Origin of the sequence: Colwellia sp. RE-S-Sl-9 (genome assembly GCF_048296855.1) — a bacterium.
Classification (GTDB): domain Bacteria; phylum Pseudomonadota; class Gammaproteobacteria; order Enterobacterales; family Alteromonadaceae; genus Pseudocolwellia.
This window is the reverse complement of the sequence record NZ_CP182631.1, coordinates 389744-403300: the sequence shown is the minus strand read 5'-3', so window position 1 is coordinate 403300 and position 13557 is coordinate 389744. Positions and strand designations below refer to the sequence as shown.

At 37.5% G+C, this 13557-nt stretch carries 9 protein-coding genes; 5 read left to right on the top strand and 4 right to left on the bottom strand.

Annotated elements, in window-relative coordinates; genetic code table 11:
- The first annotated feature begins 626 nt into the window (after window positions 1-626).
- Window positions 627-2153 carry an alpha-L-fucosidase gene (locus ACM9HF_RS01675; RefSeq protein ID WP_473613986.1) on the top strand — a complete coding sequence of 509 codons (1527 nt, stop codon included), beginning with the start codon at window positions 627-629 and terminating at the stop codon, window positions 2151-2153.
- A gap of 79 nt (window positions 2154-2232) precedes the next feature.
- Here the strand turns inward: ACM9HF_RS01675 and ACM9HF_RS01670 are convergent, their stop codons facing one another.
- Window positions 2233-3093: an AraC family transcriptional regulator gene (locus tag ACM9HF_RS01670; protein WP_473613985.1), complete on the bottom strand. Its 861-nt coding sequence runs from the start codon at window positions 3091-3093 to the stop codon at window positions 2233-2235.
- 238 nt (window positions 3094-3331) lie between these two features.
- Between ACM9HF_RS01670 and ACM9HF_RS01665 the strand changes: the two genes are divergently transcribed.
- The 4 genes from ACM9HF_RS01665 to ACM9HF_RS01650 are packed head-to-tail and all read left to right on the top strand — an operon-like array spanning window position 3332 to window position 10619.
- Complete coding sequence (locus ACM9HF_RS01665; RefSeq protein ID WP_473613984.1) at window positions 3332-4660, top strand: c-type cytochrome; 1329 nt, start codon at window positions 3332-3334, stop codon at window positions 4658-4660.
- A gap of 27 nt (window positions 4661-4687) precedes the next feature.
- Window positions 4688-5914 (top strand): NHL repeat-containing protein, encoded by a 1227-nt coding sequence (locus ACM9HF_RS01660; protein WP_473613983.1) that lies wholly within the window; start codon window positions 4688-4690, stop codon window positions 5912-5914.
- A gap of 21 nt (window positions 5915-5935) precedes the next feature.
- Window positions 5936-9163 (top strand): DUF1553 domain-containing protein, encoded by a 3228-nt coding sequence (locus tag ACM9HF_RS01655; RefSeq protein WP_473613982.1) that lies wholly within the window; start codon window positions 5936-5938, stop codon window positions 9161-9163.
- A gap of 31 nt (window positions 9164-9194) precedes the next feature.
- Window positions 9195-10619: a DUF1501 domain-containing protein gene (locus ACM9HF_RS01650; RefSeq protein ID WP_473613981.1), complete on the top strand. Its 1425-nt coding sequence runs from the start codon at window positions 9195-9197 to the stop codon at window positions 10617-10619.
- Between the two features lie 72 nt (window positions 10620-10691).
- On the opposite strand, the gene ACM9HF_RS01645 is transcribed toward ACM9HF_RS01650, so the two are convergent.
- The 3 genes from ACM9HF_RS01645 to ACM9HF_RS01635 form a co-directional block, all read right to left on the bottom strand.
- Window positions 10692-10874 (bottom strand): hypothetical protein, encoded by a 183-nt coding sequence (locus ACM9HF_RS01645; RefSeq protein ID WP_473613980.1) that lies wholly within the window; start codon window positions 10872-10874, stop codon window positions 10692-10694.
- Window positions 10875-11048: 174 nt separating this feature from the next.
- Window positions 11049-13094 (bottom strand): carbohydrate binding domain-containing protein, encoded by a 2046-nt coding sequence (locus tag ACM9HF_RS01640; protein WP_473613979.1) that lies wholly within the window; start codon window positions 13092-13094, stop codon window positions 11049-11051.
- 1 nt (window position 13095) lies between these two features.
- A complete protein-coding gene (locus tag ACM9HF_RS01635) occupies window positions 13096-13344 on the bottom strand; it encodes a hypothetical protein (RefSeq protein WP_473613978.1) in 249 nt (82 codons plus the stop codon).
- Window positions 13345-13557: the final 213 nt, after the last annotated feature.

Below are 13557 nucleotides of genomic sequence, written 5' to 3'. Positions count from 1 at the left end.
ATCTTTTATCTTTTCATGATTTGCTTATCAGCTAATTACACTAATTTTTCTAATTAAAACCATAAGTGCAACCACAGAGAGCACTGAGGACATAGAGTTTTATACAAGAGGTTTATTGTTTTGACTTTCTCCGTGGTTCTTCTTCGTGGTTAACATCTTTTATCTTTTCATGATTTGCTTATCAGCTAATTACACTAATTTTTCTAATTAAAAGCTATAAGATCACCACAGAGAGCACTGAGGGACTTCGTCCTACACAGAGGTATAGAGGATTATACTTCTCGGTAGTTTCTCCGTGGTTCTTCTCGGTGGTTAACATCTTTTATCTTTTCATGATTTGCTTGCCAGCTAATTACACGAATTTTTCTAATTAAAAGCTATAAGTTCACCACAGAGAGCACTGAGGGACTTCGTCCTACACAGAGGGTACAGAGATTACACTTCTCGGTAGTTAATATTTTATCAGTACAATTTGATCACTAACTAATACCATATTTACAAAACCTAAAAATCATAAAAACACAAAACCATATCAGTTATATCTATTCATTTTCATTGATTTGCTCCGTAGAATGTCAATAATTCACATAATAACCTCATTAATAAAAACAACTTCAGAGATAATAATGAATAAACTATTAACGCTTACTTCTACGGCACTTATGTTCGTAGCTGCTTCCTCGGTTAATGCCGCTGAAACACCTAAATTTAAAGCTAACTGGGATTATTTAGCTCAGTATCAGCAAGCGCCTGAGTGGTTTCAAGACGCTAAGTTCGGCATTTACGCACATTGGGGACCTTACTCTGCAACTAAAGCGGCTTTTGGATCCGATTGGTATAGTCGTAACATGTATGTAGAAGGTCATCCTTTAAACGCTTATCACAAAGAAACCTACGGCGATTTAAAAAACTTTGGCTACAAAGATTTTATTCCGATGTTTAAAGCTGAAAAATTTAATGCGACCGAATGGGCAAAATTATACAAAGCAGCAGGAGCTAAATTTGCAGGACCTGTTGCTGAACATGCCGACGGCTTTGCGATGTGGGACACACAACTAACACCTTGGAATGCCGCTGATATGGGCCCGAAAAGAGACGTAGTTGCTGAACTTGAAAAAGCGATACGTAGTGAAGGCTTAAAGTTTATGACGTCTTTCCATCATCATTGGAAATGGGGTTGGTATCCAACATCAGACAAAAACACCGATACAAGCAACCCAAAAAATGAAGCCTTATATGGCCCTACATCTGACAAAACCGCTTGGGGCTCAGCTAAAGCGAATGGTGTAATAACGCCTTTGCATCCTGAAACGTTACCGCCACAGAAATTTGCAGATGAATGGTTAGCCAAAGTTAATGAAGTGGTCGAACGCTACAAACCCGATTTATTATGGTTTGATAACCGCATGAATATTCTACCAGAACAAACGCGAATGAATATGGTGGCCAATTATTACAACAGCGCAGAAGAATGGAAGAAAGATGTTGTATTGACTTACAAAACACCTGACTTACTTGTAGGTTCAGCCACCATTGATTTAGAACGTAGCCGAATGAGCAGTATTTATCCACAACCTTGGTTAACCGACACATCAGTAGGTGTTAATTCGTGGGGTTACGCTGAACCTATGAAATACTATAGTGCGCAGCGTTTAGTGCAAGACTTGGTAGATATTGTGAGCAAAAATGGTTCCGTATTACTTAATATTGCGCCCAAAGCTGACGGCACCATTCCACAAGAACAAAAAGATCTATTACTTGCTATAGGCGGATGGTTGAAGGTTAATGGCGAAGCAATTTATGCTACTCGTCCTTGGTATACTTATGGTGAAGGCCCTACTATTACACCTGAAGGTCATTTAGCTGATTTACATTTTAAAGGCTTTAGTCCACAAGATATTCGCTATACTCGTTCAAAAGACAACAAAACCCTATACGCGATTCAATTTGGTCAATCTGGTAATGATACTTTACTTACAGCGCTTTCACGCTTGCAGTATGGTCATAATATAAAGGTCAAATCGGTTGTTCTAATAGGTAAACCAAACAAAATTGAGTGGCAGCAATCAAAAGAAGGTTTAACCATAAAGCATCAAAAATTCAGCTTTAATAACGACTTACCTTTTGTATATAAAATACAGTTAGAAAATTAATCGTTTTTTAATGAGTTTAAAAATGAAAGCCAAAGCACATCAAAATGCTTTGGCTTTTTTAATCTTTTAAATTAGTAAACTAAGCATCACGACCATAAGCTTTACAAAACTGCGTTGGTGACATCCCCGTACTTTGTTTAAATGTTCGTGAGAAGTGATATAAGTCACAAAATCCACATTGCTCCGACACCTCTCCTACAGAAAATTTTTCTAATAAAAGCTGCTTAGCGAGTTCAATACGTTTGGATAAAATATATCGCTTAGGTGAAATATTAAACGCTGATTTAAACTTACGCGAAAAATGCTCTGGCGATAAGTTACTAATTTCAGCTAAAGTTTGTATTTCGAGTGGTTTAGTTAAGTTTGCTTGGATCATATCTAAAGCAGGGATTAAGGCTTGATGTTTAAAATTAGTCGGTAAGTTAGGCGATTTTGAAAACTTCTCAATAAAAGGTTCAAGTAAGCGTAATAAATGCAGCATACGTGTTAAACCAACCGTTGGGTGTACATTATTCATAGACTGAATAAGTGCATCAAAATTCTGTGAAATATGCGGCAATGTTTTACAATTTATCCCTTGCGGCTTCCCATAAATCATAAATAAATCAAGATTTGCATCAAGTGATGCCTGAAAATGAGTCCAATAAAAAGTGAAATCACCTTTGCTGTAATGAGATATTAATTGATATGCAGGGATCAAATATAGATATCCCGGCTGCATTAAAATCTCAATGTCTTTAAACTGTAAAACCGCTTCTCCTGACTCTACATAGTACAGACGATTGTAATGATTGATAAAGTCGCTACCCGCCCACGAAGTATCTGTTTTCATTTTATGAGCCGTATAAACATGTAGCTTAATCTGGCTTATAAGCTCGTCGGGCAATACGTTTTTCCAAACAAAGCCATTTGAACCGGTTTCTATTTTTTCTGGTTGCATGTAATTTTTATCATTCAAAAAGGCTGGTACGAATACTCTCTTATTATTTGAACTATATCAATCTATCATTTATCAATTTTACACAAATCCATATCAGAAATACCAATGTAACTACCTCTACAATTTAAGTAACATCACAATTATTACATATAAAAAATATAATTTACTGATGGATATAATTCAATTTTTTGGTCGTTTTCACGTATTAGTTTTACATTTGCCCATAGGCATATTGTTAATGTCGGCATTAATGGAAATTTTCTACGCTGTAAAAAATAAGCCTAGAAATTCACTATTAAAGTGGATTTGGTTTTGGGGAGCTATTTCTGCAATTGGAGCATGTACTTTAGGTTACATGTTATCACTAGGCGGCGGTTACAGTGCTGACGCAGTATTTATACATAAATCGTTTGGAATATCGGTGGCCGTTTGTTCCATTATTTGCTGGGTGTATTTTGGCGCGCTCATACCGAGTAAAAAAACAAACAAAATTGTAATAAGTGCACTCGCTTCATTACAACTTTTTTTATTGTTTAGTACCGGACATTACGGCGCGAATATGACTCACGGTGAAACCTACTTGGTTGAACATGCACCTAACGTTGTTCGTGTACTCGCAGGTTTTGAACCACACAAAGAACCTCGTCCCCCTATTACGTCTATTGCTCAAGCTGAAACCTATGCCGACTTAATTGAACCTATATTTAAACAACGCTGTGTAAGTTGCCATAACGACGGTAAACAAAAAGGCAAATTAAATTTAGCTAGCATTAAAGGCATAGAAAAAGGCGGTCGTTCAGGTAAAACCTTTGGAAATAGTATTGAAAAAAGTGAGTTATACAAACGTATAACTATTGACAGTCATGATAAAAAATACATGCCAGCAGAAGGTAAAACACCTCTTTCAGACGAGCAAGTACAAACAATAGCGTGGTGGATAAACGCCGGCTCACCAACATCAGGCATGGTAACCGACCACACGTTATCAAGCGAATCTAAACTCGCAGTAATGCGTACATTAGGACTAACACCTAAAGCAGGTAGTTGGCCGCTAGCTAAGATAGAACCTTTATCAGTAGAGATAATACGTGATTTACAAAGCCATGGTTTTGTCGTGAAAACTATTGCTAAAAACGTTAATTACATTGATGTTGATTTGTCTTCGTCTCGTGAAGGACTAACGCCTGAAGCACTCGCTAGTTTACTCAAAGCTAAATCTCATATTGCTTACCTTAATTTAGTTAATTCACAAGTTACCGATGAACAGCTTAACCAGTTAGCACAACTAACCTATTTAATGAAACTGAGATTAGAAAAAAACAAGGTAACCAGTAAAGGTATCAATGCCCTATCTCCTTTGGTTAATCTTGAATACTTAAATTTGTATAGAACTGATGTAGATGATGAGGCTTTACCTCTATTAGAAACCCTACCCAAGTTAAAAGCAGTTTATGTAGGGCAAACTAAAATAACACCCACAAGCGCATCATCATTTAACGATAAAGCAAAACAAAGCATTATTTTGGGCTTATCTACTGCAAATATTAATGCAAACAAAAAAGCATAGAAACTGGATTCTTTGAAGGTAAATATTATGAATAATAAAAACACAATAAATAAGAATAAAAATATTGATAAAACTACCGATTTTATTAGACCCGATTTGAAGAAGCGCCAGTTTCTTAAACAATCTTCTATGTTAGGCGCGGGGTTAACTACTGGCGCTATCCTAGCTGGTACATCAACCTCAGCTATCGCCCATGAACCACCAAAAAAGCCATTACCTAAAGCAGGCCGAAGTCCCCATGGAAAAATAGTTGGTCACGGCGACTTTAAATACAAAGTTAACTACTTATGGGGCGATTTAGAGCCTCATAAAGTACCTGTAGAAAACTGTCATGGATTGGATTTCGACTCAAAAGGTCGAATTATTATGGTGACAGATAGCGACGTAAACAATTTTGTTATATATAACAAAGACGGAAAGTTTATAGACGCTTGGGGAACACAATACCCCGGCGCTCATTCCGTTAAAATATCGCGAGAAAACGGTGAAGACTTTATCTACATCGTTGATGGTGGTTGGGTATTAGATAGAAATAGACCTGATAATCAATGGAAAAACAAATGGTATAAACAAAGCGGTTTTATTTCTAAATTAACCATTGAAGGTAAATTGGTTTATACCCTTGGCCACCCGTTAACCATTGGTATTTACGAGCCGGGCATGCCTTTTCAACCTACCGACATCACCATAGCACCCAATGGTGATTTATATGTAACTGACGGTTACGGATCTGACTACGTTATTCATTACGACAGCAATGGTCGCTACATAAGACACTGGGGCGGAAAAAAGAACGCTGATAAAAACCTAAACCTTAAAAACACTCACGGTATTGGTGTTGATACACGTGATCCAAATAATCATCATTTACTTATTAGTTCTCGCGCTGAACGCGCACTTAAAAAATATACATTAGACGGTAAATACATAGGCGACATTTCGTTACCAGGTGCTTATGTTGGCGGACCAACCTTTAAAGGTGAAAACTTTTATGCGCCCGTTTGTTGGTCCCATATTGATGGAAAAATGGCACCAAACTCAGGTTTTATTACCATTTTAGATAAAAACAATAAAGTCGTTTCAAATCCAGGTGGTACAAGGCCTCAGTACGAAAATGGCGAGTTAACTACCATGCAAACCACTTACGATGTATTTAACCATTGCCATGCCGTATGTGTAGATGACGACGAAAACCTATATGTAGGCCAATGGAATTCAAACCAAATTTACCCTATTAAATTAGAACGCGTTTAAGTATTAATAATAAGAGCTAAAATGAAAAATTATTTAAAACCACATAAGTTAACCTTACTCGCTGCAACCAGTATTTTACTGCTAGGTTGTAATGATAAAGAACCTGAAATTGAATTTAGCGAACCGCTTCCTGAGGTAGTTGATTTTAATTTTGATGTTAGACCTATTTTGTCTGACACCTGTTTTTTGTGTCATGGGCCTGATTTACCTAATGCGAAAAATGGCTTGAGTTTCGCTTCTTTTGAATTAGCAACGTCCCATGTAACCGACAATGGTATACAGGCACTAATACCAGGTAATGCTGAAGGTAGTGAAGCTTTCATGCGTATTATGTCTACCGACGAAAGTTACATGATGCCGCCTTTATCTTCTAATTTAGTATTAACGCCTCGACAAAAAGCCATTATTAAAAAGTGGATTGACCAAGGAGCTGAGTACAAAAAACATTGGGCTTACATTACGCCAGCTAAAGCAAAAACACCAACCTCTAAGCATGATGAATGGGTCAGTAACCCTATCGACAATTTTATTGCTAAAAAAATAGCGGATAAAGGTTTATCACCCAATACAAAAGCAGAAAAAGAAACCCTAATAAGACGTGTAACGTTCGATCTAACTGGCTTACCACCTACGTTAGAAGAAATAGATAATTTTTTACAGGATACCAGCGAAAACGCCTACGAGAAATTAGTTGATCGTTTAATGGCTTCACCAAGTTTTGGGGAACGTTTATCGGTTGAATGGCTTGATGTTGCTCGTTATGCTGATACCCATGGTTACAGTACAGATTATTATCGTGATATGTCGCCTTATCGTAACTGGGTAATAAGCAGTTTTAACGAAAACCGTCCTTTTGATGAGTTTATTACTTGGCAAATTGCTGGGGATTTACTGCCTAACGCGAGCCAAGATCAAATCTTAGCAACCGCTTTTAACCGTATTCATGCACAAAATGGTGAAGGTGGAATAGTTGCAGAAGAGTTCAGAGTTGAATACGTAAAAGACCGTGTTCAAGCCGTTGGTACTGGTTTACTTGGTTTAACCATGCATTGCGCGCAATGCCATGATCACAAGTACGACCCTATCTCTGCGAAAGACTATTATTCAACCTTTGCTTTTTTCAATAATATTGATGATTCAGGACAAATTTCTTACGACCCTACAGACATTCCTGTACCTACCTTGTTAATACCAACAAGCCAACAAACACAAGAATTAACTCATGTAACCAACGAGATTTCAGATTTATCTAATAAAATAAATATCCAATATAACGCACAAAGCCAACGCTTTAATGCATGGCTAACAGCTAATACTCAAACCATTAAAGAAGCTAAAGGTGAAGATGCGCTTATTGCTCATTTCCCGTTAACCAAACGCGACAACAACAAAACAATAGCGAATAGCGTGACACCTAAAGCCATCGGTAAAGTAATTTTTGGTTCAAATCCCAAGAAAAAAGAAGGCCCTGCGATGGTTCACGTTAATGAAAATGGACGTGAAGCCATTAAACTCAATGGTGACGACCCGCTTTATTTTCCGTCGGTTAACGACTTTGATAGAGCACGACCTTTCAGCGTAAGTATTGATGTAAAACTACCAACCGAACTTGAAGAAGGTGTATTAGTGCATTACAACAAGGCCGGCATTTTATATAACTTTAAAGGCTTTGATATTGGTATTCAAAACAACCGCTGGTTAGTACGCTTAGCCCACACTTACCCTTTTAATGCCATTGCTTTAACCTCTCCAGAAAACGCACAACGTGATCAATGGTTAAACGTAACCATGACCTACGATGGTTCATCGAAAGCAGAAGGTGTTAATTTTTATATTAACGGCAAAGCGGTTCCAATGAATGTTGATAGAGATAACCTATTCAAAGACATTAAACACACGCGTGAAGGTGTTTTAAAAGAAATAGGCATTAAAGTTGGTGCTCGCTGGCGTAGCCGTGGCACTAAAGACGCTTTAGTTGACGATCTAAAAATATATAATAGAGACTTAACCGGTATCGAAATTGCTAATATAAACAATATATCCAATCCTTCTATTTTAAATAACAAAGGTGAACTGTTAGCTTTATTCAACAAAAGTTTTAACCCAGACTATAAAAAAACAGCATCTCAATTAACTGCGCTGCGCCAAAAACAAAACAGCATGGCAGAGCAAGTTCAAGAAATCATGGTAATGAAAGAAATGCCAGAACCAAGACAGGCTTATGTATTGGAACGCGGTAGTTATGCATCACATGGCGAAGAAGTAAGCCCAGGTGTACCAGAAACCATTTTACCTTACGATGAATCGCTCCCTAAAAACAGATTAGGTTTGGCAGCATGGTTAACAGATCCTAAACATCCATTAGTATCTCGTGTAGTAATAAACCGATATTGGCAAATGCTATTTGGCACAGGCATTGTGCGAACGCCTGAAGATTTTGGTAACCAAGGTCAACTACCAACTCACCCGCAGTTATTAGACTGGTTGGCACGAGAATTTGTTGATTCAGGTTGGGACATTAAACACATGTTAACACTCATGGTAACGTCATCAGCCTACCAACAATCCTCTATAGCTAGCCAAGAGTTAATGGAAGCGGATCCTGAAAACAAACTTTATGCACGTGGTCCAACAAACCGTTTAACAGCAGAAATGATCCGCGACAACGCCTTAGCAGCCAGTGGTTTATTAGTCGATTCTATTGGTGGAGAAAGCGTATATCCTTATCAACCAGACGGTATTTGGAAAATGAACAGTAAAACCCCTTACAAGCACGGTTCAGGCAACGATTTATACCGTAAATCAATGTACACCATATACAAACGTAGTGTGCCGCCACCTAATATGACCGCATTCGATGCTCCAATGCGTAGTTACACCGTAGGTGAAAGACAACAAACTAGTACACCATTACAAGCATTAGCCTTACTAAACGATCCGCAAATTATTGAAGCATCACGTGCACTTGCAAGCAAAGCTATCAACCATTCGGCATCACTTGATGAACAGCTAAAGTGGGTATATCGCAAGCTAACGAGTAATCAAGCAACAGATCAAGAGTTAGAGATAATTATCAGTATGTATAACGAAATTAACCAAACCTTTGCGGCAAACCCAGCGCAAGCTGATGAGTTTTTAGCAGTTGGCGATAAACCATTAAAAGCGTCAGACAATAAGGTTCAACTTGCGTCACTTGGTTCAATAGCCAACATGTTAATGAATCACGATGCTGTAGTTATTAAGCGTTAATCACAATACAAGAATTGAAAAGAGAAATATAATGATAAACAGACGTCAATTTTTAAAAGGTGCTTCACTCGGCTTAGGCGCTAGTGCTTTAGCTGGCTACCCTCATCTTGCAGCAGCTACAGCCGCGGCTGAACAAGGTCCAAACCTAGACGGTATTTTAGGTTCACCACACGTACCTGCAAAAGCAAAGCGTGTAATTTATTTATTTCAAAGTGGTGGGCCTTCACAACTAGAAACTTTCGATTACAAACCTATGTTAGACAAACGACATGGGCAAGAACTTCCTGCCGAAGTACGAGGCGAACAAGTATTAACAGGCATGAGTGCTCAACAAACCTCATTGCCTCTAGCACGTTCAGTATTCGATTTTAAACAGCATGGCGAGTCTGGTGCTTGGGTAAGTGAATTACTGCCACATACCGCAAAAATTGTTGATGACTTATGTATCGTAAAATCTATGCATACCGACGCGATTAATCATGATCCGGCTATTACCTTTTTACAAACAGGTTTTCCTATTGCGGGTCGACCCAGTATTGGCGCATGGTTGAGTTATGGTTTAGGTACTGATAATCCAAATCTACCGCCTTTTATTGTTATGGTGTCGAGTAACGCGAGTGGACAGCCGCTTTATTCACGCTTATGGGGTAATGGCTTTTTACCGTCTATACATCAAGGTGTTCAATTTAGAGGTGGTCAAGATCCTGTTTTATATCTTAATAATCCTCCGGGGTTAAGTACCGGTGACCGTCGTTCAATGATGGAAAAATTCAGAAAACTACAAGATCTGCAATACCAAAAATGGAAAGACGAAGAAATTAAATCGCGTATTGCCCAATACGACATGGCCGAACGTATGCAAAAATCAGTTCCTGATGCTACTGATTTTAGCGATGAGCCAGACTGGGTATTTGATATGTACGGGCCGGATTCAAGAATACCGGGCACCTATGCAGCTAACTGTTTACTTGCTAGGCGACTTGCAGAGCGCAACGTTAAATTTACCCAGTTATATCATCAAGGTTGGGATCAACACGACAACTTACCCGGTGGTATAAAAGCTAATTGTGAAAAAACCGACCAAGCATCAGCAGCATTAGTTACCGACTTAAAGCAACGCGGTTTATTAGACGATACCCTTGTTGTTTGGGGTGGAGAATTTGGTAGAACAAATTATTCACAAGGTAAGCTAACAGAAACAGGTTATGGCCGAGATCACCACCCCGGTTGTTTCACTATGTGGATGGCTGGTGGCGGTGTTAAACCGGGTGTATACGGTGAAACCGATGAATTTGGTTACAACATAGTTAAAGACCCTGTACACGTGCACGACTTTCAGGCGACATTAATGCATTTGATGGGGGTTGATCACGAAAAGCTCACCTTTAAATACCAAGGTCGTCGCTTCAGACTAACTGATGTTCACGGTAAAATAGTTAAAGCGATATTGGCTTAGGCTTCCAAAAAAGTTAAATTAAAAATAAGGTAAGAAAACTGTCTTACCTTATTTAATCTACTAATATAAAGTTTATGAAAGTATAATTCGGCTATATTCGGCTAGAAATTCAGAAGTATCACTTAAATAGTTAGGGTAAGCTTTTTCAATAGATTTGAGGTCACGTCCTGCAACAAGTAATACGTTATTATTTATGTTTTGTTTTTTTATTTTCACTATACAAAAAAGGCGAACACCTAAGTATTCGCCTTTCATTTTTTCTTTTTCGTTTAAACGCTTACTACATCCTTGTAGAAACCTTATCGAAATCAATCACACAGCATAAGAGGCTTTTAAACCAACAGATGGGCATATACTCTGTAACCCAAAATACAATAACATTAAAACGTACTAACCTTTGCTATATGTTTTTCAATAGCTAGTTTGGTGTTAAAAAGTATAGGTTAACAACACCGCAGTATTTCCAACCGGTAACACAATAACCTTGTTTAAATTAAAGGTAATATCACCATTATCAGCACTGTAATTACCTGAAGCGAGCAATTCATCGCTATCGACAACACCATTATTATTTTTGTCGTGATAAAGCTTAATAGAGCTAACATCATTTAGTTCATTAATATCCCCTTCTGCTTTAAAAGTTAAGTTATGTAATTGAGCTCCTACCGCATCACTATTTAGTATGGCTTTTAAAACAACTTGTTCACCACTCCCTGTTTTAAATGATGTATCTGCAATCATATCTTTACTTAAAGTTAGCGTTGGAATGATTTCAGCAGGAGGTACTGAATCAGCGATAGCAACTTTTCCTGTGCTCGTTAATATTGCCATTTGGCCAACAGGCATCAGGTTGATTTCAAATACCGGTTTAACTAAATGATCTATTGTCGATAAATCAATGTCGGTAAGGTAATGACCATAACCGGCTTTAAGTGTGATTTTTTTACGGGTTACTTCATTATTGCCATCAAAAACAACGATTTCCGCATCTCGATCTTGGTTTATTTGATATAAAAATGCTAACGCTAGATTATCTTCAGTCAAAACATAATTTTTTATAGTAAAGTTTTCAGTATAAAGTGCAGTTGAGAGGTTATTAACAGATTCAGGCGCTGGAACTATTTGATCTAACTTAATATCATCCACATAAAATTCACTGCCATTTGGAGCATACCAGTATAGTTTTATGTTTTCTTGCTCGCCGGTATTAAACGTAAGAGTAACTTTTTCATAACCATCATTAACCGCTAGCATAGTCACACCAAAACTTATCTCATCTCCATTGTTAGTTTTAGCACCAAAATTCAAGCTACCGCTAATCACGTTAGCATAAGCACTGAAGGTATATTCGGTATTGGTTAATAAAGTAACTACCTTTTCAATTGCACCACCGCCCACAACATGGCCGGCATATGTACCTGTATTCACATTAGTTTGTACAACATCACGTGGTGAGCCTCCCCAACCACTCCAAGCCGTAAAATCACCTGACTCAAAGCCTGAATTGGTGAATAAAACCGAGTCTTTTACAGGTAAATCATCATTAACACCTATATAAAGATATGATCGTATCCAATCATAATATGAGGTATTTATTGCATCGTTCGATAATTCATCATCTGTTGGATAAGGTGTTGCCCAGTTATAGGTTTCCGTTAACATTTGGATTCCCATTGGACGACTATACGGTTTGTTATGCAGCGCTGTACTTACTTTAACTTTGCCTGAAAAGTTATCATTTAAATAGAATTGCACATCATTTTCATTTTTCCACCAAGCTGCAAAAGTATTAAAATTTTGCCAAACTTCTTCGCCATCGGGTAACTTATTATTAACGGGTGTTGAGCCATCACCTTCAGCGACATTAACACCTTTAGCAAAACCCTGACGGTTGCCACTACAATCTGAATACCACACATGAGTATTGTATTGTTGACCATTTCTAAATGACGCTCCCCACTCCTTATCAATAACACCACCAACAGCTTCAGCTATATCGAGTTCCATACTCCATTTATCATTATCACAATCAGCATTTACGTTATTGGGAGATAATAAGTCCTCATTACCATTTGATAGCCAAAAAGTCGTCGACATATTAATACGAGAAGTCTTTAAACGTGCTTCATAATAACCATGGTAAGCGTTTTTCGTAATTGACTGTACAGCCCCTCCAGCAATCGTGTAATTACCATCAGGTACTGCCAATTTATGATTTCTAATTTGCATATTGCCATTACTTACAGAAACAGCACTAGGCTCAAACTTTGCTGGCACTCGACCTTTCCATGTTTCATGGTAATTCCGCCATTTCGTTTTATCTAGGGTGTTTCCATTAAATTCATCAGAGAATTCAGCATTCAGTACCCAGCGTTTACCCGCTTCAGGTTCTGGCGTTTGTGCAATAATTAGAGTTGAAGTTAACGCGGTGGTAATTGTACTTGCTAAGACAATTTTTTTTGTTATATGAGACATCTTATTGTTCCTTATCTAACGTTAGCGTACCGCTATTGATGTTATTCGTATCAACCACAACAGGAGTACTATTTGCTACGGTAGAAATTTCAACATGAGTTAAGCTAACTGAAAAATTTTTTGTTACCTTATTTTCTGTTTTTGGTTGTTCAACTTTATTGATGCTGGTAGCCTTTTTATCGTCTTTACCTCCGCATGCAGTTGTTACAAAAAGAACAATTAGTACTAAAATAACTTTTAAAACACTCACAAAAAACACCTTTTATTTTTTTACATTTAAACCAAACAGATTACATACAACACATCAATAAAATAAATACATTTTTATGAGTAATATGATTCAACTATAATTTTTACTTTATTTATTAAGAATAACAACGGCTAAACAGCAAGGAACTAACATCTTATTGTGCATTTAGTTACTCTATAAAAATACAAACCCAACTAACTACTTATATTAAAA

Bases quoted from the DNA above. Each gene is read 5' to 3' on its own strand.
- ACM9HF_RS01660 (WP_473613983.1), top strand. From the start codon at position 4,688: ATGAATAATAAAAACACAATAAATAAGAATAAAAATATTGATAAAACT.
- ACM9HF_RS01650 (WP_473613981.1), top strand. From the start codon at position 9,195: ATGATAAACAGACGTCAATTTTTAAAAGGTGCTTCACTCGGCTTAGGC.
- ACM9HF_RS01670 (WP_473613985.1), bottom strand. From the start codon at position 3,093: ATGCAACCAGAAAAAATAGAAACCGGTTCAAATGGCTTTGTTTGGAAA.
- ACM9HF_RS01655 (WP_473613982.1), top strand. From the start codon at position 5,936: ATGAAAAATTATTTAAAACCACATAAGTTAACCTTACTCGCTGCAACC.
- ACM9HF_RS01675 (WP_473613986.1), top strand. From the start codon at position 627: ATGAATAAACTATTAACGCTTACTTCTACGGCACTTATGTTCGTAGCT.
- ACM9HF_RS01665 (WP_473613984.1), top strand. From the start codon at position 3,332: ATGTCGGCATTAATGGAAATTTTCTACGCTGTAAAAAATAAGCCTAGA.
- ACM9HF_RS01645 (WP_473613980.1), bottom strand. From the start codon at position 10,874: ATGAAAGGCGAATACTTAGGTGTTCGCCTTTTTTGTATAGTGAAAATA.
- ACM9HF_RS01640 (WP_473613979.1), bottom strand. From the start codon at position 13,094: ATGTCTCATATAACAAAAAAAATTGTCTTAGCAAGTACAATTACCACC.